This is a genomic window from Streptomyces sp. NPDC031479, from assembly GCF_055581065.1.
In genome coordinates this window covers 1-19,025 of sequence record NZ_JBVIKC010000026.1, presented here as the reverse complement: position 1 = coordinate 19,025, position 19,025 = coordinate 1, and the positions used below count along the sequence as shown (strand labels likewise).

Sequence of the window (19,025 nt, the reverse complement as noted above, 5' to 3'; positions counted from 1 at the left end):
GCTGTGCGATGCTGCTGCAGCTGGTAGGACTTTGGGCTGGTGGCGAGTGTCGGATCGGCCGAGGGCCGGATCCTCGACAGACTCTGAGCCCATGACGCTTACCCTCGGGGCTGAAACGACACCGCCCACGGTGGATACACCCGACCTCACACTCCGGGCCCGGGTGAACGAACTTCTCCACCACCGTGGCTGGAGCCCCCGCGGCTCCGACACCGCCCGCCTGCTTCAGCAGATTGAGCACATCAGGCTCGGCAGCATGCCGGTGCTTCCCGACTGGCGCCAGATTGACCCCGCTTGGTACTGGAAACATTCGCTCGCCGGCTCGGAACGTCACGAGAGCGCCGCGGTCGCCCCGACCTACGTTACGGTCCACGAGGACAAGGGCCTGATCGAAGTCGCTTACGCTTTCCCTGCCACCGTCGCAGTCGACACCTGGTGTGACGACCACCGCCCCGTGGAGATGAACCTCCCTCTCACCAAGGTCGGCGTCGCCGCCCTGGCCCAGCTGGCGCCCGTGATCGAGGCATACGCGCTCGACAGCCAGCTGGTGGCGGCGTGCGTAGCCGGCGGTACAGGCTGCGGCACCTTCAACCTCTTCGCACCGTAGCGGGCGGCGGAGGAGCAATGACGGCGGCGAGGTAGAGGAGCGGACATCTCCGACCCTGGGCCTGCCTCTGCTGCTTCCCCACCCTCGCCTGGCCTGGAGCCCGCAGCGTCTGAACGCGCATCAGCCACAGCCGGACGGTGCGCTCGCCTCGCGCAACGAAGATCGACGGCGGGGGTACGGTCGCAGCCCTCGACCGGGTCGGCGGACGCGTGGTCTGGTCCACCCGCCGCCCTTCGCCGCCGCTGGTGGTTTCGCCCAGCCCTGTCGTTCCGCAGACGGGGGCGGTGCGGGCCACACATGCTCACCGCGGGATGTCGGCCTGAACCGCCCTCGGCCCAACCTGCTGCGCGGAACAGAGGGTGGGTGAACGGGGACGTCAGGCGTTGACGGTGGGGTTCTGGGAGGGGATCTCTGTGCCGGTTTCCGGTTCCGACGTCGGGGCCTGCTGCCTGCTCGGACGGGTCCGGCGTGCCCGCGGTCGTTGAGTCGGCTCGGTGGCGCCGAGTGCGGCGAGCTCCGCAGCCGACCAGCCTGCGGCCTCGGCCTCGACGTACGCCTTGCCGTATGGGACTTCGCTCTCGGACAACTCGCTTTGGAGCTGGATTCGCCGGGCCAGGATCGCCGCGAGGGGTTCGACCGCGGCCTGCTTGGCGGCCAGCTGGGCGGCCTGGAGTGCCTGCGCCTTCTTGAGGATCTCGTCTGCCTTCATGCCGGGCATCATGCCCGTCCCTCGTGCCGTCTGGCTTCAACCCCGCGTGCTCGTGGACTGCCTGTTGCGCAGAAGGAGACGTGGCGGGGGCAGCGGTGTCCCGTTCTTGGGGCTGCGGGCAGGGTGGCGGCTGTGGGACCGAGGAGTGGCGGGGGAGGGGCGACGGCGATCGACGGATGGACTCCGGGGGACTCATACGAGCAGGATCGGGTCCCCATCAGCAGAAGCGCGGCTGAAAGCTGGAAATCCCTGCGCTGGTATCCCGGAAATAGTGCCGGATAGTAGCCGGGAAGTGTGGGTGTGCATCACTGACCGGTACACAACGTGCGGGATATCCCGCAGACTATGCGGGTCTGGGAGTTGGTTCAATAAACGTGAATCTGTGGGATGCTGGGGGTGCGGTCTCTGTACCGCCCGGATGTGAGACGGGGCCTCCGGCGCTCGTAACGCCGAAGGCCCCGGCCGCGCTTCACGCGGGGTGCCGGACCTGCTCAGTGACAGGGAGCAGGTCTGGCCTCACAGGTTGGGGAAGAAGTCCCTGACCGTGCGGACCACGTAGTAGCCGGCCGTCGACGCCGGGCCCAGCCACAGACGGATCCGGCGAAACCTCCGCCGACTCCTCCTGCATGCCGCGCACGATGTCGCCGTCTCAGTGGGTGCATCCATGCTGACCTCCATCTGGAGACCCCGGCTGTCCGGAACCTCCAGCTGGAAGGCTCCGGCCCAGTCCGCTGCGTTTCGCGCGGGCGACCCGAGGACAACAATAGGGCCTCGGTGCCCACTATTTCGGCGCCGTCAAAGAGGATGATGCAGTTCCGGCGCTAATTGGGCGCACGCCTACCAAGAAATCCTGGAGGGCGATCATGGAATGATCCTGGATGAAACGGGTCGTTCGATTCATTTTCGGTTCTCTTGGAATTCTGAAAAATTCTTTTCTCCGTCAGGCCCTGGTCGCGCCGCGGTAGTCGCCCGTGGGCATGGCGGAGTCGAGCGGGACCACTTCGACCTGTCGGCCGGTGCGCGGAGCGTGAAGGACCCGGCCGTCGCCCGCGTAGAGGCCGACGTGGTAGATGGACCCGTCCCGGTGGGCCCAGAAGAGCAGGTCGCCCGGACGGAGTTCGCCGCGGGTGACGGGCCGGTGGGAGGTGGCCTGGTACTGGGCGGCGGCGGTGCGGGGGAGCTGGGTGTGGGGCCAGTAGGCGTACTGGACCAGGCTGCTGCAGTCGAATCCGCTGGTTGCGGAGGCCGTACAGCGTCCGTCCGTGAAGCCGTTGCCGCCCTCGCAGTATCCGCGGCTGGGTCCTCCGGGTCCTCCGCCTCCGTACGCGTACGGCGTGCCGATCCGTGCGGCGGCCCGGCGCAGCGCCTGCGAGCCGGCCCCGCTGCCGCCCACGCTCAGCCGTGGTGCGCCCTCGAAGTCCTTCATCATGTTCATGATGTTGGTGACGTACCAGTAGGTCTGCCCCCCTGACCAGGATTTGGGCGGGACGCCGTGGAACCGGAGGACGGCGCCCCAGCCGGCGTTGTAGCCGGCCAGCGCGAGGCGGCGGACGTCTCCGCCGATGCCGGATGCCTTGGCGTCTGTGAGGAGCGAGCACATGTAGCGGCCTTGGGCGGTCACCGCGTCGCCGACGTCGAACGGGTCCGCCCTGCCGTTGCCGTCGGCGTCGTTGCGGTACGTCGCCCATGTCCCGTCGACGAACTGCGCCGGGCCCCGCGCGCTGGCGTACGAGACGGTTTTGCGGGAGGTGCTGAACCCGGACTCCTGCTGGAGCTGGGCGGCCATCAGCGCGGGGGTCAGCTCGGGGTTGTCCTTGCACTCGGCGACGGCCTTGAGGATCCACGGCTCGAACTCCGGTGGTACGCCCCGCAAGGTGGTGCTTGCGGCGGCTGCCGAGTCGGCCCCCACGCCGGTGATCAGTGCGGCGATCAGGGCCAGAGCGATTGCGGGGAGTGCAAGTAGCGCCAGGACGGCACCGGATAAGACCTTCACCGTGTCCCCCTTTCGGCTGACCCGGTCACCGGTGGATTCCGTCGCACGATTTTGCGAAGTGCCTGATCAGCGGACTGTCCGTTGACTCTGTGTCAGCTCTGCCGATCAATGGAGCTACTCTCCGTAGCTTATTGACTGCGTAGTGCCACATCAGCAACGGGTGACGAAGGGGGGAAGTTGCGTTGGTGACCGATCTTGTGACTCCTGAGACCGAGCGGCCCCAGGAGAGAGGGCTGCGCTACGCCCTCTTCGGCGCGCACGGCTGCACAGTGGCGATGGCCGCCGTGCCCCACCTGCTCGCCGACAGAGATGCCGAGGCCGCCCGGTTCCTCGCGGCGGGTGAGCCGCTGCCGATGGGCGTGCAGCCGGTGGTGGTGGCCGACACCACCGTGTACGGCGCGGCCAGCGTCGAGCGCCTGATGCGGTTTTGGGCACCGAACCTGCCGCGGCCGTGGGTGGTCCTGACCTCCGACGCGCCCATCCCGTCGCCGCCCGCAGCCCGTTTCCGGATCCGCGCCTTGGGGGCCCGGCTCGCAGGGACCGTGACCCTCCCGTACCTGCCGGTGCTCAGGACGGTCGCGGACCCAGCCGAGGCCTTGGACCACAAGGCCGTGCAGGCCGCCGCCGCGCGACTGCGCCGCCACCTCGAAGGGAATTGACCGATGTCCAAGTTCACCGTGATCGCCGCCCCGGGCCCGATCCTGCCCGGTGCGAGGCCGACACCGATTCCCGGCATGGCGCCCATCGTCACCGAGCTGTTCGGCTACGGCCTCTACATCCTCGTGCTCGCCGGTGTCGGTGCGGCCGGGTTCGGCGTCTTCAAGCTCGCGACGGCGGACAAATCCCGCAACGGCGGCGGCTCCGAACCCTTCAAGTGGATGGGCGGCGGCGTGCTCGCGATCCTGCTCGCCGGCACGCTGATCAGCATCCTCAACGGGATCATGGCCTGACACGTGGCACGCGACGGACGCCTCAACCGCTACATGGTGCCCACCGCCTTAGCCCTGGTCCTTGCTGTGGTGGGCCTGACGGGCTACTCGATGCTCTCCGGCAGCGGCTCCGACCCGGACTCCGCCAAGCCCGGTACGGCAGCAACCGCACCGTCATCACCCGTGCCGACGTACGAACCGCCGCGGGCCTGGACCGACCCGGAGCGCTGGGCCACCCTTCCCCGCGGGGCCCGCTCCGACGCCCACGGCAAAGACATCGGATTCCCGCAAACCCTCGAAGGTGCCCTGGGCATGCTCGTGGCCTCGTCCAGCACCCTCGTCCAACCTGGCCACACCAACAAGGCCGAACAGCTGGCCCTGTACGAGAGCTACTTCAGCGCGGCCGACCGCAGCACCCGACTCCGCGACGGTCTGGAGCTGGCCGGCGGCGAGAGCGATGCCCAGCTCCGCAAAGAATGGGGGTTGCCCGCCGGCAGCGAGCTGCCCCAGGGGTCATACGTCCGCGCACGCGTCATCGCCTACAAGGTCATCACACACTCACCCACCGAGGTCGGCGTCTGGCTGCTGACGCGCGTGACGACGAAGGCAAGCGAGACCGAGGCCGAGCGCGGCTCCTACACCCGCAGCCTGGCCGCCGTGCGGTGGGAGCAGGACTGGAAGCTCTCCGTCGCCGCGTACGAGCAGACGAGCCGGGCCGCGCAGGAACAGGACGAGCCCGCGATCGTCGCTCCTGGTGATCCGGCGTTCAGCCCGGCGGGCTGGACGGCGATTCGGGAGGCGTCGTGAAACGGCTCGTCTCGGTTCTGATGGCGGCCGCCGCCATCCTGGCTCTGGTCCTCGCGCCGCAGGCCGCCGCCGACGACCCGAAGCCCAAGAAGGACGGCGCGGTCAGCCAAGGAGTGGAAGCCGGGTGCCGGGCCGTCACCGCCTCCAGCAGCCTCGCCACCGCCGCCCGGCTCATCGGCACGGCCGTGGCGGGCCGCGAAGCGTGCGATGTCGTCGGCGACAAGGCCGAGGAGAAGGTGGAGGCATACTGGCAGAGCGTCTGGGACTCCGTCATCGGCGACATCCTGCGCTCTGCCCAGGACGTCGTGGAGTGGCTGCTGCGCACGGTATTCACGATGGCCCTGGTGGGCCCCAGCCTCGATCTCGCGGACACCGGGCTCTTCGACAAGGGCGCGAAGTTCAGCGGCATGCTGGTCTGGCTGGGCTGGGTGATCGCCGCTTTCGGCACCATGTGGAACATCGGCAAGGCCGCGGTGTCGGGCAAGGCGCAGGACTGGGGACGGGTCCTCATCGGCTACGCCCAGAACGCTCTGCTCAGCGGGCTGGGACTGACTGCCGTGGTGCTGTTGCTGAGACTCAGTGACGCGCTGACCACCGGAATCGTCAACGCCACCTTCAAGGACCAGACGTTCACCCGCCTCGTTGAGGTGATGATGCCGGCGGCCGTCCTCAACCCGATGATGGTGCTCGGCATCGTCGTGATCCTCCTGCTCATCGGCATTGTGCAGCTGGTCCTGATCTTCCTGCGGGAGTCCGCGATCCCCATCCAGTGTCTGCTGCTGCCGATCGCGGGAGCCGGCCTGATGGGCGGGGAGTCCACGCGCAGCTGGACGCCGAAACTGGTGACATCCATCTGCACCGTCATCGCCTACAAGCCCATCGTCGCCGTGATCATCTGCACGGGGTTCGGCGAGGTCGGCCGTGCCCACTCCTTCGTGGAGTGGCTGCGGGGCGTCGCGACCCTCGCCCTGGCGGTGATCGCACCCGGCCCGCTGACCAAGCTCTTCACCCCGATCGGGGCAGAGATCGGAGCGGGCCTGAACGGCGGCGGCGCCCTGGGCGCCGCCGCCAACCTGGCCGCCTCCTATGGCAGGGGCGGCAACGGCGGCGGCCCCGACGCTGGAGGCGGCGGCGGCGGCGGCGGTGGTGGCGGTGGAGGCGATGGCGACGGCGGGACGGATGTCGTCTCGCAGGCCCAGTACGTGGAGAAGTCCATGGGCCCCCAGAACCAGGGAGATCGCGGAGAGCCGGGACAAGAAGCCCTTGCCCAGACGTCACGCACTGGCGCGCAAGTGCCCGCTCAGGGCGGTCCCGGAGCGGAAGGCGAAGCCGGGATCGCAGCAGAAGCCGGCCTGGCCGCCACGAGCACGGCGGCGGTCGCCACTGGCGGGGTCGCTTTGGGACTGCAGGTCCTCGACGGCGTCAACCAGACAATCCAGGGCGCCGCATCGACCATGGGAGACGGGGGCACCACCACATGACCACCACAGAGACACCGAACGGGCTGAGGGTCGAGGGCTTCCGAACGCGCCGTTCCCACGGCGCGGGGAGCCTGTCGAAGAACGCCACCATGCTCGGTACGGCGATCCTGGTCTTCGACGGACTGCTGGCCACGAACTGGCCGGTGAGCCTGTGGATGACCCTGCCGGTTACCGTCGTCGGCTTCGGGCTCACCGTGGTCCGCCGCCACGGCATGCCCGCCCTCTCCTACTACCGGGCCAAAGCGGCATGGAAGCTCGCCGCCCGCGCTGAGGCAACGAACTACCGCAAGGTCCTGCTCGAACTTCCCTATTCGCTGGACCTGCCGGGAGTGGCCGCCTCCACCACCCTGATCCAGGCACACGACCCCACCACCGGCCGTGAAGTCGGAGTCGTCCACAACCGCCGCAGCGGCTACATGACGGTCTCCACCCTCTTGGCCCCCGGCGGCAGCCTCATGGCCCAAACCGCATCCGTGCGCTCCCACCTGCGGAACTGGGGCTCCGTCCTGGACTCCATGAGCACCGACGAACAGATCAAGGGCGCCTCGATCACCATCCAGATCACCCCCGGCGCCGGCGAGGCTCTCGGCGACGACATCGCCGCCCGCCGCGACCCGGACGCCCCCGCCGTCGCCCAGGCCCTCATCGACGAACTGGTGAAGACCGCACCGCGCGCCACTGCCTCGGTCGCCCCATGGATGAGCGTCGTCGTCGACCCCAACGCGACCACCACCCCTCCGGCAGACCTCGCCGAGCAGGTCGCCGAGACCCTGCGCGTCGTCGACTCCCTGGACCTGTCCGGCACCGGCACCGACGTCATCCGCAGGGCGACCGCCACCGACCTGCGCCGCCTCGTCCGCTCCGCCTACGACCCCGCCTCCTTCTTCGCCCGCGAGCAGGACTTCGCCGACCTCTCCTGGGGCGAATGCGGGCCGATGGCCGCCGACGAGGGATTCGAGGAGTACGCCCACGACGGCGCCGTGTCCGTCTCCTGGGTCCTGAGGGAAATGCCCAAACGCCCCATCTCCTACAGCACCCTCCTTCCCCTGCTCTCCCCGGGAAAGTTCCAGCGCCGTGTCACCCTCGCCTACCGCGTCCTGGACCCCCACGAGGGCGAAGCCGTCCTGGAGCGCGAGATCAGCAACGCGCAACAGGCCGCCGAGACCACCGCACAGGTCAAGGGCCGCGCCCGCTGGTCACAGAAGGCCGACTACGCCAAGGCGGAGAAGGCCGCCGCCCAGGCCGCAGCGGGTGCGCAAGTCGTCGACTGGACCCTGATGGCCACCGTCACCGCCCGCACCGCCGCCGACCTGCCCGCAGCACGTCAGGAACTGGACCGGGCCGTGAAGGCAACCCGGGCCTTGCGGATGCGCACGGCCTACGGGGCCCAAGGCTCGATCTTCGCGGCCGGCCTCCCCATCGGCTACAACCCCCTGGTCAAGTGAGGCGATCATGGCCAAGCCCACCAAGATCCTGACTCCCCGCCAGGTCACAGCGCCCCACGCCGACCCCGCGCAACGCCGTGCGGAAGCGGCCGAACAGCAACGCCAACGACGCCTGCACGCGCCCCGGCTCGGCTGGGGCGGCCGGTTCTCAGGCCGCGCCCCAGCGGAGGACACCGGAACCGTCTACACCGGCCCCTCCACGCAGGCAGCCGGCCTCTACCCGTTCCTCCTCGGCGCCGGACTCCCCGCCCGTGGGGTCCCCCTCGGACGGGACATGCTCACCGGCGAACTGGTGTGCATTGACCCCGCCGACTGGGTCGGCAAGCTCACCACCAACCCCAACGTCTGGGTCATGTCGCAGCCCGGCGCGGGCAAGTCCGCACTGGTCAAACGCATGCTCATGGTCTACGCGGCCCTCGGATTCATGCCCGTCATCCCCGGAGACGTCAAGAACGAGTACACCCAACTCGTCCAGCAGCTCGGCGGCAGCGTCGTACGCATCGGCGACGGCTCAGGCCGACTCAACCCCCTCGACTCCGGCCCCCTCAAGAACACCGTCCGCTCCCTGCCGACGGAACGGCGCAACATCCTGCTGGACGTCCTCAACGCGCGCAGACTCGAAACCCTCGGCGCCCTCCTCGCCACCAAACACGGCCTGGGCAGGGCAGCCGACGAGATCCAGCGCTCCGCCCTTACCTGCGCCGTCCAACTCGCCGCCGATGCCTGCCCCGGCGAAGACCCGATCGTCCCGGACGTCATCACCGTCCTGCGCCAAGCTCCCGAACCGCTGCAGAACAGGCTCGCCGCCCACGGCTCCACCTACCAGGACCTCACCCGGTCGGTCATCGCCGGCCTGGACAACCTCTGCGGCGGCCCCCTCAAGGGCCTCTTCGACGGCCCGACCACCGTCACCCTCGACCTCAACAGCCCCGCCGTCTCGGTCGACATCTCCGCCCTCCGAGCCCGAGGCGCGGACATCCTCTCCGCAGGCATGATCGCCACCTGGGCCTACACCTACTCCAGCATCGACTCCGCCCGCTCCACCGGCCTCATGCAGCGCCGCCTCGTCCTCGACATGGACGAAATGTGGAAGGCCCTGCGCGCGGGCCCCGGCCTGGTCGACGCCATGGACTCCATCGGTCGCCTCTCCCGCGGCGACGGCGACGTCACCATCTACGTCACCCACTCCACCCAGGACCTCGAATCCCTGCCCACCGAAGAGGACCGAGCCAAAGCCCGCGGGCTCATGGACCGGTGCGATGTCTGGGTCCTCGGTGCCTCGACCGACCAGGAACTCCAGCGCGTCACCGGCAAGCGCCAGCTGACCGAACAGGAGCGAGCCATCATCAGCTCCTGGTCCTCCGCCACCAGCACCGGCCTCGATGCCGGGGACACGGTGCACCCTGGCCGCGGCAAGTACCTCCTGAAGATCGGCAGCCGGCCAGGCATCGCGGTCGCGATGGAGCTGACGGCCACCGAATCCCGGCTCTATCACACCGACTACCAGAAGAGGCCCGCGCGCTGATGATGACCGACTCCGACCGCAACTGGCTCGCCGGAGCATGCCTGGTGGGGGGCGTGGTCGTCCTCTCCGCCGCGACGTGGACCGGCGCCGCGCTCGGTACGCTCGCTACGATCGAGCCCGTCGGCCCCGACCTCACCCCGTACAACGTGCTGCGCATGGTCCGGGACTGGTCGTCCGTCTGGGCACCGTCGCCCGTCGCGGCGGGCATCGGCGCGTTCCTCTTCGACCTGGTCGTCGTCGCCGCCATGGTGTGGGGAATCAAGCTCGGGCTGCGCTGGTTCTACCACCCGCGCGACATGGCCACCCTCCACCAGGTCCGCGACCTCGCCCCCATGGAGGCCGCCCGCACCGCCACGCGGTTGCGGGCCTCCCTCAAGGGAGTCCCGCCGAAGGAGGTCGCTCCGGCTGACCGGGGCGTCCTGCTCGGCGATCACACACCCAGCGGCATTGAGCTGCGTGGTTCCGATGAGGACACGTTCGTCGCGATCATGGCCCCGCGTGCGGGCAAGTCCACCTCGCTGGCCATCCCCGTGGCTGAAGAGGCGCCCGCCGCCCTGCTGATGACCTCCAACAAGGCGGACGTGTACGCGGCCACCCTCACCTCACGGGGCCGCGTCGGCGACATCTGGGCCCTGGACACGCAAGGCGTCGCCCGTATCGAGCGCGCCATGTGGTGGGACATGCTGGCCGAAGCCGAGACGCCCGAGCGCGCCGAGCGCCTCGCGTCCCACTTCATCGCCCAGGTCAGCAGCGAAGGCGCCGACCCGTTCTGGTCCCAATCCGCCAACGATCTCTTGGTCGGGTTGTTCCGTGCCGCGTACCACGACGGGGCCAGCATCAAAGATGTCCTGTCCTGGGTGGCCAACCCGGCGGAGAAGGCGCCGCTGCGGATCCTCTATCGGCACGAACCCGTGCTCGCCGAGCAGGTCGATGCCAGCATCAACATCGCGGAAGAGACGCAATCGGGCATTTTCCAGAACGCTCGTACTGCGCTGTCGGGCCTGCGCGACGAGAAGGTTCTCGCGTGGGTGACCCCCGACAAGACGCGCCCCCGGTTCGACCCAGAGGAGTTCGCGCTCTCCCGTGACACCCTCTACCTGCTGTCGAAGAAGGGAGGTCCGGCGTCCTCCGTCGTCGCAGCCCTCGCCGACGCGGTGTTCACCGCGGCCGCCGAAGCGGGGGAGCGCCACGGCGGCCGGCTCCCCGAGCCGATGCGGGCGGTACTGGACGAAGCCGCGAACATTTGCAAAATCGGCGACTTGCCCGACTTGTTCAGCCACCTCGGCTCCCGGGGCATCAACCCGTACGTGATCCTCCAGTCGTACAGGCAGGGAGTGAAAGCCTGGGGCGAGGTCGGCATGGACGCCATGTGGTCCGCCGCCACCAAGAAGGTCATCGGCGCCGGAGTCGACGACCCCAAGTTCGTCGCCGACATCGCCACCCTCGTCGGCCAGCACACCGTTCACCGCGGCTCCTACTCCAAGAGCAAGGACGGCGGCTCCACATCCGTCGGGGAACAGCGCGAGCAGATCCTCGAACCCGCCGAGATCCGCGCCATGCCCAAGGGCAGCGCGCTCCTCCTGGCCACGGGTATGCCGATCGCGCAAATCCAGCTCCGCCCCTGGTACCAGGAGGAATCCATGACGCACATCGGCCCGCAGAAGAGCGCGGAGGAAGCCCTCATCACGAAGCGGGCGGTCGCCGCGTACGAAGAGCAGAAGGCCGGCCGCCGTGCCTGAGACCCCAGACACCCTCCCGGGCACCGTGACCGAGGACATCGAAGACCTGAAAGCCCAGGTGAGGTCACTTGCGGCGCAGCTGAAGGGACTATCCGCGACTCCCGCCGAAACGACCGAGGCAACTCCGGGAGGAGAAGTAGAGGAAGGCGAAGAGTCCGAGGAGGACGGGTGGCAGTTCCCGCCCTTCATCCTCCTCCTCGACCAGCCGGACTACGACGAAGAACTGCGGGCCCTGGCCGAGTGGGTCGAAGGGGTACTCGTACCCGGCTACCTCGGCGAACCCTCTGCTGACGCCCGCTGGTGTCACCTGTGGACCGAACACCCCGTCGCCATCGCCCGACTCCACGCCCTCTGGCTCGCCTGGCAAGAACTCACCGACCCCGCCACCTGCGGATACAGCGGCCCCAGCACCTGGCACCGAGACCACTACGACCCATGTATCCGCGAGCTGCGCGAGCCCGGGGGGCCCTTCCAAGGCTGCACCAAGGGCGAACACCAGGTAGCGCACCGCCAGCCGAGCCTCGTGCCCAGCGCGTGGAGCCATGAGTAGTGGCGGTTCCGGACGTCCGGAACCGCCCATCACCTGGACGTCAGTTCGGGACGCTCAGTCGCATGCACACGTGAGGCGTCAGGTTCTTGGTCACCCAGCCCTTGGTACCCGCCTTGAGCCCGGTCTCTGAGTCCTGGTCGAGCGACACCTGGTACAGGCCACCCTGTTCCTTCAGGACGTGCACGGTGTCGTTGGGAGTGAGAAGGCCGATCGCACCCTGCCTGGTGTTCGGGCCCGGCCGCAGCTTCAGGTTGGTCGACGGGTGGTACCCGCAGGAGTTCCATTCCGCCACTGCCATCGTCCTGGCCACTGGAGCAGCAGCAGCGGGCAGGGACGCGGTGGCGAGCGAAGCGAGAGCCAGCATGGAAGCCGAGAGAATTCGTTTCATGAAACAGGTAAACCCTGATTAAGCGTCAATGTTACGGCTCGCGAATGTATTTCACTCTGGGGTGTCGAAGTGCTTGCGCGGAGGTGAATGGAGATAGCGTCAAGTGGCGATATTTTCGAACGGGTGAAGAATTCTTGCCTCGGAGCCTTTGACGAAAATTCCAGCGGCGGCGCGCATGACAGCGGAGGTGGAGTCGCCTTTGTGGTGCTCGGTGGGTGTGGGGTGGTTGGGGGGTGGTGCGGGGTTGGGGGTGTGGGTGTGCTGGTGGTGGTGGGTGGCGGCGTGTTGGTGGCGGCCGGGCGGCGTGGTGGCGTGGTGGTGTGGCGGCGGCGGTGGCTTGGGTCCGGTGGTGGCGGTGCGGGTGCGGGGTTGTTGGCGGGGCGGTGGTCCGGTGGCGGCGCGCGTGGTTTCCCGGCTTCCGGGCGCACGGTCCTGCAACCCTTTTTCAGGCATTAGAAATTGGCAGCCAGTTAGTACGTACTGGAACAGTACGGGCTGACTGGGATCCGAAGGACCCGGCGTATCCGGCGGGCTTTCGGGCGTTATCCGGGAGCGGTTAGCGATGGGTATTGAGGGGCCTTCCGGCGGCAGCCGACGACGCGAGCGGCTGACGTCCGCGCCGCGTGGCCGGCGGGTGAATCTGTCGTTCAACGACGCGGAGCTGGAGGTCGTCCGGCTGGCCGCGGGGCGGGAGGGGATGTCCCCCGCGTCGTGGGCGGGGCGTCAGGTGATGGCGGTCGCGCAGCATGTGCTGGTGCCGGTCTCCCGGGATGCCGGGGACGTCCTTCGGGAGTTGATCCAGGCCCGGGTCGAGTTGCGGGAGACCGTGGCCGTGCTCCGCGCGCTGGCCGCCACCGGTGTGCCCGGGGCCGGGGCTCCGGTGTCGGCCGACACTGTCGTGGAGGAGGCCCTCAAAGTGGTGGCCCGCCTCGATGCGGCGACGGTCGCGGTGATGCGGGAGAGGCGCCCGAGGTCGTGATGCCGAAGAAGGGGGAGTCGGGTTCGACGACGATCGACCTCCTCGCCTATCTCTTCGGTCCGGGCGAGCGTGACGAGCACACCGACCCCCACCTCGTCGCCTCCTGGGACCCGGATCTGCCGTGCCCGGCCCGCACCCCGGAGCGGATGACGCTCGCCGATCTGGCTCTGCTCCTGGACGCCCCGGTGGAGGCGCTGCGCGGCCCGAGACCGGAGGAGCACGTGTGGCACGTCTCGGTCCGCAACGCCCCCGGCGACCGCCGCCTGTCGGACGCCGAGTGGGCGGAGGTCGCCGCCGAGATGGTGCACGCCGCGGGCATCGCGGAACACGGCGACGAACAGGCCTGCCGGTGGGTTGCCGTACGGCACGCGGACGACCACATCCACATCGCGGCGACCCTGGCCCGGCAGGACGGCCGGCACCCCCGCGTGCGTGGTGACATTGTCGCGATGCACACCGCCGCCCGCGCCTTCGAAGCCCGCTGGGGCCTGATCCCGATGTCTCCCCTGGACCGGACCGCGCGCCGCCGCCCGGTCACCGGGGAGGCCGAGAAAGCCGCCCGCCGCGGCCTGGCCGAGACCGCGCGGGAGTCCCTGCAGCGCACGGTCCGTACCGCGGCCGCGCTCGCCCACGGCGACACCGATTTCCTCGACCGGCTCCGCGACGCCGGCGTGCGCGTGCGCGAGCGCCGGGACGACGACGGGACGCTGCTCGGGTATGCGGTTGCGCTGCCCGGGGACCGCGCCGACCGCGGCAGCCGGCCCGTCTGGTTCGCCGGATCCACGCTCGCCTACGACCTGTCCCTGCCCCGCGTCCGGGAACGCTACGAACCCCTCGTCACCGACGCCGACTGGGCGCTCGCCGAACACCGCATCCGGGAAGCATCCGAACTCCTGGGCCGGGCCGGGCAGGACGAAGGCGCCGGTGACGTCGCGGCCCTCGGCGACCTCCTGGCCGTCGCCGCCGCCCACGCCCCGGCACTGGTGCGCGACCGCCTCCAGCGGGCGGCCGACGCCTTCGAGCAGGCCGCCCGCGCCCCCGGCGCCCGCTCCCTGGAAGGCCGCGCCCGAGCCGGCTGGCGCGCCTCGTCCCGTGCTCTGGAACGGGCGCCGCGCGCGGCCCGGGGCGGGGGCGCCGCGGTCGTCCTCACCCTGCTGATCGCGCTCGTGGAGGCGGTGGAGGCCGCCGCCGACTGGCACCGTGCGCAGGCCTTCCGGGCGCAGGCGAAAGCCGCGGCAGACGCGGCGGTCCTGCTGCGGGAGGCAGCCGGCCTGACCGGCGCCCCGCCCCCGACTGCGAAGCCGCGTGCCAGTCGGGTGGTGCGCACACCGGCCCGTGGCCTGCCGACCGCCACGCCCGTTACCGGTGTACCGGTCCGGCCGCGCCCGGATCCCGGCCGGCCGGGTCCGTCCCGTACGCGCTGACCCACCCTGAGGGAGCCCTGCACTGATGTCGACTTCCGGATACCCGCCGCTGCCCGAGCCGTTCGCCGAGGCTCTCGGGGAGACGGCGCAGACCGCGGCGATGGCCTACCGGCTGATGATGGCCATCACCGACGCGGTCCGCCGCGCCACCCAAAAACGCCTCACGGGCAAGGAGGAGGAACTCAGCGAGGACGCGGCCAAGATGGCCCCGGGCTGGTCGGCCGACCAGCTGCGCGGCGTCCTCGGCGAGGACATCCTGGCCGTACTGATGGCCGGGGCGGACTGGCCGGTGATGGCCCGCCAGCTCGTCGGTCTCCAGCAGGCCGGTGTCGACCTCTCCACGTTTCTGCCGCAGATGGGCCGCATGACCGCCGCAGTCCACCAGGCCGTCGCCGCGAACATCGCGCGGACGAAGGCGGAGGGCACCGACCGGTGGGCCGACCTCCTGAAGGCGGCGATGCCCGAGGGCGTGGTCCGCGATGCGATCCTCGCCTCCCCGGCCTGGCCGGACATCGCGGCCGCGATGGGCCGGCTCGACGCCGCCGGTGTCGACGTCGCCCGGATCCTCCTCGACGCGCACGCGGCCGGGGCGGGCGTGGACCAGGCCGTCGCCGCCGTCACCACCGCGGCCGCCGCCAAGGCACCCGCGTCCGTATCGGCGGCGACCGCCGCTCCTGCCCCCACCTCCACCCCCACCTCCACCCCGGCTCCGGCTTCGGCGGGTGCCCGAGTTCCCGCACCCGCCCCTGCTCCGGGCACCGCGCCCGCTGCCGCGGCGCGGGTGCGAGAGGACATCGACCCGTGGGCGCCGCCCGCCCCCGCCCCCGCCCCGGTTCCGGCCGCTGCCGCCCCGGTTCCGGCCGCTCCGGCTTCGGCGCCTGCTCCAGCCCCGGCGGTGGCGGTGAGTGAGGACGCGCGCCGTTCCTGGGGACCCCTGACCGAGGGCTTGAAGGTTCCCCTGGACCTGAACCTGGGGGACAGGGCGAAAGCGCTGGAACAGCTCGGCGTGGAGCCGGCCGCGCACGCGGCGATGGTGTCGTTGGTCAAGGACGTGCTGCCCGAGCACGAGGCGGGCCTCCTGATCGGTGCCCGCCAGTGGCCGCTGCTGGCCGCCCGGATGCAGCAGCTCGGCGACAGCCAGGGCCAGAAGGTCCTCGGCGCGCACCTGGCCCGTCTGGGCACGGACACCTCCTGGAAGCAAGGTCCGGCCTCCGCGCTGGCGGGGCGCCTGGTCGAGCAGGCCCACCATGCCCTGACCGCGCCGCCGGGACCGGTTTCCCGGGTACGGGGAGTGTCACCGGGCGCGGCCCGTTCCCGCTCCGCCACCACCCCGGCGGCCGCGGCCCCCAAAGAGCAGGCCCCGGCGGAGGCCGCGGTCCCCGCGCACCGGCAGCCGGCCGTACCGGCCAGGGGCGCGGGGCGTACGCGGTGACGGTGAGTCGGCTGCCTGTTCGCCGGGTCGTCGCCCGGCCCGGTAGGCCGGCTGTTTCGCTGTAGAGTTGCGGGGCTGATTCCTTGCCCGCGGTCATGCCGTGGCATGAGAGTCCAAGGCCCCCGAGCCCGGGGCCGGGACGGTTAAAAAAAAACCTCGAATCTGATCACAAACGTTCTGTGGGTGCCCAGTTTCTAGGATCCGTCTCGTAGGGACCCCCGCGTCGTGTATGCGGCGCGGGCCCATGGACTCAAAGGGCTTCGGTGAATCTGCATATCTCTGCGGTGAACGCGATGATCGTCGTGTTCGCCTGCATCGCTGCGTATGTCGTGTACGGGCTCTCCAAGCGTCAGTCGAGCGCCGTGTCGGCTGGTCAGGCCCGTGGAGACCTGGCGGTGGCACTGACCGCCGCCGCAACGGTCCTGCTCATGCTGGCCTTCCTCTTCGGCGCCGGGGACGGGTCCTCCACCCCGGCTGAGGACAGCCCCCGGCCTCCCGCACGGACTGCTCTGCCCGGCTAGACAATCGGCGACTGGCTGACAACACCCAGCGCTTGAAACGACGGGAGGAAGGCCTGAGGCCTTCCTCCCGTCCGGCTATGCCCAGTCCACGCCGAGTTCGGCGAGCGCCGCGAGCTGCGCCTGGTCGAGCCGGTCGCGGCGGGCCTTCATGTTCCCGACCCAGATCCCCGTACGGTGCTCCACCCCGTCCGGCAGGACCTCGACCACGCCGCGCCCCGGCAGCCGGCCCTCCCGCGCGACGTACTGCGCCAGGGCCTCCAACCCCTTCTGGAGGCAGGCCGGGCATCACCGCACGGGCGCCGCCCGGTGGTGGGAGTGTGTGGGGGTGGATGGTTCTTCTGGGGGCAGTACCACCGGGCCGCCTACAGCGGACGGCGCGGTCCAGGGCGGCGCGGACGACGTCGCCGGTTGTTGTGATGTGGGTGGCGCTGCGGAGCGTCCGTCGGCGGGGCCGAGATTGCAGCTGGGTTTTCTTGCTCAGGTCTCAGGCTGTGCCTGATTGGTATTCAGAGATCCACTTGCCAAGTCTGGTTGCCAATGAACGCAGAAGCAGAGTTGGCACAGCTCCATAGTTGTAGGCGGGCTCCTGCGTGAGGTGGATTCGGGAATGCGGAGTTATCGGCGTCGAGGCATCCGCCGCCGTTTCCGTTAATGAAAAGATAATTTCCCGGCGAGATTTTTGCCGGGAACCAGAGTTGGCCGAAGCTCCCATTGCAGTCATTAACGACTACCGATGTGCCGTTTTCCGTTCCCCCGTTCAGAACGTCAACACATTTGTCTGAAGTCCAATGGAACTGTACAAGGCCGGCGGCATTTCTGGTGGTGTAGAACCTGGAGAAGTCACTTCCGCTGCCTAGTTTGAACGGAGCCCCATTGAGGCATGCCATGTTGTGACAGTTGGGTGGCGAAACAAGGAAGGCAGTCAAGCCGGACTGGGCGTTGACGATATACGTCGGCGGACCCACCGCATTTGCAATACTCGGGGAAAGCACGCTGGATGCAGCGAAGATTGCTCCGAATGTCGACAGGAGAACCATGCGCCTTCTTCTCATCGAGCACTCCCTTCGGAAAGGGCATTCGACGGACGGCTGTGGAATCATCAACTTCTGTCACTACCAATGAAGATTCCCCCACCATTTTGGCATGAACTCCGCTTAATCGCGACTTGTAGAAAAAATAGACGAAGGTACTGAATTTTAGAATCTGCGACGGGCCAAATGCGATCTCTTGGTTCCGTGTCAGTGAGGTGAGTGACAGTGGCGATTCTGCTGATGGACTGAGGCGCTTGTCAGGGGTGTTGCTCTGTTGTGTTCTTTCACTGTCACTGATGAAAGCGAGAGATCTCATACGGGATCTCCTTCGGTAGCTCAGCGGCCGTTGACGGTCCGTGTGAGGGCGGTGCGGAGGATGTTGCCGGTGGTGGTGATGTGGGCGGCGATGCGTTTGCGTTCGGTGAGTGCGTCGGGTGTCGCGGCCGTCCGGCCGGCGGCGGGTCCGGGGCCCCATGTGTCCTTCCAGACTTCGAGGGCTTGGACGTGGGGCAGGTTGGTCCAGTAGACGCCCCGGTGGAGGGGTGTCCAGAGGTTGTCTGTGAGGCTGACGACGAGTCTGGCGGTGAGTCCGGTACCCCTGTTGGGTCCGGTGCCTCCGAGGGTCTGTCCGGCCTGTTGAGCGCCTTCGGGGATGGGGTCCCAGTCTCGTAGCAGTCCGCGGTGGTCCAGTTCGGCACGGAGGGCGGGGGTGAGCGCGCGGAGCCTGCTGACCCGGTGGGTTCCGTTCTCGCGGAGCCGGTCCCGTTCGGCGCGGATCCGTGCGCGGGCCGCGCGCAGGTCGGGCCCCCGCAGCCTCAGGACGTCGGCGTCCTCCTCGGCGCTGGCCTGCCACCGCGTCTCGGCGGTCTGCTGCTCCTGGACCAGGGCGTCAAGCCGCATCAGTTCGTCGGGGGGTACGGCAATGACCATGGTGTGTGGCATGCCCCCATCCTCGCCGGAGAGCGGCCCGAAGCGGGCACGGATCCGCCCCTCTCAGGGTCCGCGCTAGCCGGATCTGTGTATCTATATAGATACTTGCGAAGCACTCTGACACCCTTCAAGAACCTGCGACGGATAGAATTTGACGGATCGTCAGATTCATTCTTTGGGGGGTTGACACCGCCATGCCCACACTGCCATGCTGACTGTCCGTTACCAACTGCACAGCGGAGAAGGTCACCACGCACCTCAACCGGCCCCCTCGTAGCCAGCCGCCCGCGAAGCGGGCTCACGGGGCCGGGGAGCGAAGCGGACCGGCCCGACTAGCCGCACAGCGGCTAGAGTTGAGACGCGAAGCGGATCAACCAAAGGGGTCTGGAGCGAAGCGGAAGACCCCGAGCCGAAGCCCGCGAAGCGGGCGCAGGCCCACCCCACGCGAAGCGTGGGGCCTCACACTCCGTCACCGGCCGCGCAGCGGCCGGCCGTCCCTCCCCAGCGCGCAGCGCTGGGGGTCCCGCTCCGCGGG

The 19,025-nt window shown here is 69.2% G+C and carries 19 protein-coding genes; 13 read left to right on the top strand and 6 right to left on the bottom strand.

The window, feature by feature from the left end; translation table 11 throughout:
• Positions 1 to 91 precede the first annotated feature (91 nt).
• The gene (locus tag ACZ5D2_RS25625; protein WP_388099853.1) at positions 92 to 607 is read left to right on the top strand and encodes a hypothetical protein; all 516 of its coding nucleotides are present in this window, start codon (positions 92 to 94) and stop codon (positions 605 to 607) included.
• Between the two features lie 376 nt (positions 608 to 983).
• On the opposite strand, the gene ACZ5D2_RS25620 is transcribed toward ACZ5D2_RS25625, so the two are convergent.
• Complete coding sequence (locus tag ACZ5D2_RS25620; protein WP_388099852.1) at positions 984 to 1,316, bottom strand: hypothetical protein; 333 nt, start codon at positions 1,314 to 1,316, stop codon at positions 984 to 986.
• Between the two features lie 940 nt (positions 1,317 to 2,256).
• Positions 2,257 to 3,309, bottom strand: a complete 1,053-nt coding sequence (locus ACZ5D2_RS25615) for a C40 family peptidase (RefSeq protein WP_468932294.1) — start codon at positions 3,307 to 3,309, stop codon at positions 2,257 to 2,259.
• A gap of 185 nt (positions 3,310 to 3,494) precedes the next feature.
• On the opposite strand from ACZ5D2_RS25615, the gene ACZ5D2_RS25610 reads away from it, so the two are divergent.
• From ACZ5D2_RS25610 to ACZ5D2_RS25575, 8 genes are read left to right on the top strand one after another with little or no spacing between them, the layout of a single operon-like run.
• Positions 3,495 to 3,968 (top strand): hypothetical protein, encoded by a 474-nt coding sequence (locus ACZ5D2_RS25610; RefSeq protein WP_388099850.1) that lies wholly within the window; start codon positions 3,495 to 3,497, stop codon positions 3,966 to 3,968.
• 3 nt (positions 3,969 to 3,971) lie between these two features.
• Positions 3,972 to 4,259: a hypothetical protein gene (locus ACZ5D2_RS25605; protein ID WP_388099849.1), complete on the top strand. Its 288-nt coding sequence runs from the start codon at positions 3,972 to 3,974 to the stop codon at positions 4,257 to 4,259.
• Between the two features lie 3 nt (positions 4,260 to 4,262).
• Entirely contained in the window at positions 4,263 to 5,045 is a 783-nt protein-coding gene (locus tag ACZ5D2_RS25600; protein ID WP_388099848.1) for a hypothetical protein, read from the top strand.
• Entirely contained in the window at positions 5,042 to 6,526 is a 1,485-nt protein-coding gene (locus ACZ5D2_RS25595) for a hypothetical protein (protein WP_468932289.1), read from the top strand. Before ACZ5D2_RS25600 ends, ACZ5D2_RS25595 begins: the two co-directional genes overlap by 4 nt.
• Positions 6,523 to 7,971: an SCO6880 family protein gene (locus tag ACZ5D2_RS25590; RefSeq protein ID WP_388099846.1), complete on the top strand. Its 1,449-nt coding sequence runs from the start codon at positions 6,523 to 6,525 to the stop codon at positions 7,969 to 7,971. Before ACZ5D2_RS25595 ends, ACZ5D2_RS25590 begins: the two co-directional genes overlap by 4 nt.
• A gap of 7 nt (positions 7,972 to 7,978) precedes the next feature.
• On the top strand, positions 7,979 to 9,496 hold the full coding sequence (locus tag ACZ5D2_RS25585) for an ATP-binding protein (protein ID WP_388099845.1): 1,518 nt from the start codon (positions 7,979 to 7,981) through the stop codon (positions 9,494 to 9,496).
• Positions 9,496 to 11,235 (top strand): type IV secretory system conjugative DNA transfer family protein, encoded by a 1,740-nt coding sequence (locus tag ACZ5D2_RS25580; RefSeq protein WP_468932286.1) that lies wholly within the window; start codon positions 9,496 to 9,498, stop codon positions 11,233 to 11,235. The genes ACZ5D2_RS25585 and ACZ5D2_RS25580 overlap by 1 nt, the downstream gene beginning before the upstream one ends.
• The gene (locus ACZ5D2_RS25575) at positions 11,228 to 11,785 is read left to right on the top strand and encodes a DUF4913 domain-containing protein (protein ID WP_468932283.1); all 558 of its coding nucleotides are present in this window, start codon (positions 11,228 to 11,230) and stop codon (positions 11,783 to 11,785) included. Before ACZ5D2_RS25580 ends, ACZ5D2_RS25575 begins: the two co-directional genes overlap by 8 nt.
• 40 nt (positions 11,786 to 11,825) lie before the next feature.
• On the opposite strand, the gene ACZ5D2_RS25570 is transcribed toward ACZ5D2_RS25575, so the two are convergent.
• Positions 11,826 to 12,149: an SH3 domain-containing protein gene (locus ACZ5D2_RS25570; protein ID WP_468932280.1), complete on the bottom strand. Its 324-nt coding sequence runs from the start codon at positions 12,147 to 12,149 to the stop codon at positions 11,826 to 11,828.
• Positions 12,150 to 12,807: 658 nt separating this feature from the next.
• On the opposite strand from ACZ5D2_RS25570, the gene ACZ5D2_RS25565 reads away from it, so the two are divergent.
• The 4 genes from ACZ5D2_RS25565 to ACZ5D2_RS25550 all read left to right on the top strand — a co-directional run bounded on the left by ACZ5D2_RS25565 (position 12,808) and on the right by ACZ5D2_RS25550 (position 16,529).
• Positions 12,808 to 13,152, top strand: coding sequence for a hypothetical protein (locus ACZ5D2_RS25565; protein WP_468932277.1), 345 nt, complete (start codon positions 12,808 to 12,810; stop codon positions 13,150 to 13,152).
• On the top strand, positions 13,149 to 14,576 hold the full coding sequence (locus ACZ5D2_RS25560; RefSeq protein WP_468932274.1) for a relaxase family protein: 1,428 nt from the start codon (positions 13,149 to 13,151) through the stop codon (positions 14,574 to 14,576). Before ACZ5D2_RS25565 ends, ACZ5D2_RS25560 begins: the two co-directional genes overlap by 4 nt.
• Before the next feature lie 25 nt (positions 14,577 to 14,601).
• Positions 14,602 to 16,008 (top strand): hypothetical protein, encoded by a 1,407-nt coding sequence (locus tag ACZ5D2_RS25555; protein ID WP_468932272.1) that lies wholly within the window; start codon positions 14,602 to 14,604, stop codon positions 16,006 to 16,008.
• 284 nt (positions 16,009 to 16,292) lie between these two features.
• Positions 16,293 to 16,529 carry a hypothetical protein gene (locus ACZ5D2_RS25550; RefSeq protein ID WP_351036995.1) on the top strand — a complete coding sequence of 79 codons (237 nt, stop codon included), beginning with the start codon at positions 16,293 to 16,295 and terminating at the stop codon, positions 16,527 to 16,529.
• 75 nt (positions 16,530 to 16,604) lie between these two features.
• On the opposite strand, the gene ACZ5D2_RS25545 is transcribed toward ACZ5D2_RS25550, so the two are convergent.
• The 3 genes from ACZ5D2_RS25545 to ACZ5D2_RS25535 form a co-directional block, all read right to left on the bottom strand.
• Positions 16,605 to 16,790, bottom strand: coding sequence for a hypothetical protein (locus ACZ5D2_RS25545; RefSeq protein ID WP_468932269.1), 186 nt, complete (start codon positions 16,788 to 16,790; stop codon positions 16,605 to 16,607).
• Positions 16,791 to 17,035: 245 nt separating this feature from the next.
• A complete protein-coding gene (locus ACZ5D2_RS25540) occupies positions 17,036 to 17,416 on the bottom strand; it encodes an RICIN domain-containing protein (RefSeq protein ID WP_468932481.1) in 381 nt (126 codons plus the stop codon).
• A gap of 480 nt (positions 17,417 to 17,896) precedes the next feature.
• Positions 17,897 to 18,502, bottom strand: coding sequence for a hypothetical protein (locus ACZ5D2_RS25535; protein WP_468932266.1), 606 nt, complete (start codon positions 18,500 to 18,502; stop codon positions 17,897 to 17,899).
• Between the last annotated feature and the right edge of the window lie 523 nt (positions 18,503 to 19,025).

Bases quoted from the DNA above. Each gene is read 5' to 3' on its own strand.
- ACZ5D2_RS25625 (WP_388099853.1), top strand. From the start codon at position 92: ATGACGCTTACCCTCGGGGCTGAAACGACACCGCCCACGGTGGATACA.
- ACZ5D2_RS25620 (WP_388099852.1), bottom strand. From the start codon at position 1,316: ATGAAGGCAGACGAGATCCTCAAGAAGGCGCAGGCACTCCAGGCCGCC.
- ACZ5D2_RS25605 (WP_388099849.1), top strand. From the start codon at position 3,972: ATGTCCAAGTTCACCGTGATCGCCGCCCCGGGCCCGATCCTGCCCGGT.
- ACZ5D2_RS25590 (WP_388099846.1), top strand. From the start codon at position 6,523: ATGACCACCACAGAGACACCGAACGGGCTGAGGGTCGAGGGCTTCCGA.
- ACZ5D2_RS25585 (WP_388099845.1), top strand. From the start codon at position 7,979: ATGGCCAAGCCCACCAAGATCCTGACTCCCCGCCAGGTCACAGCGCCC.
- ACZ5D2_RS25580 (WP_468932286.1), top strand. From the start codon at position 9,496: ATGATGACCGACTCCGACCGCAACTGGCTCGCCGGAGCATGCCTGGTG.
- ACZ5D2_RS25570 (WP_468932280.1), bottom strand. From the start codon at position 12,149: ATGCTGGCTCTCGCTTCGCTCGCCACCGCGTCCCTGCCCGCTGCTGCT.
- ACZ5D2_RS25555 (WP_468932272.1), top strand. From the start codon at position 14,602: ATGTCGACTTCCGGATACCCGCCGCTGCCCGAGCCGTTCGCCGAGGCT.
- ACZ5D2_RS25540 (WP_468932481.1), bottom strand. From the start codon at position 17,416: ATGGCATGCCTCAATGGGGCTCCGTTCAAACTAGGCAGCGGAAGTGAC.
- ACZ5D2_RS25535 (WP_468932266.1), bottom strand. From the start codon at position 18,502: ATGCCACACACCATGGTCATTGCCGTACCCCCCGACGAACTGATGCGG.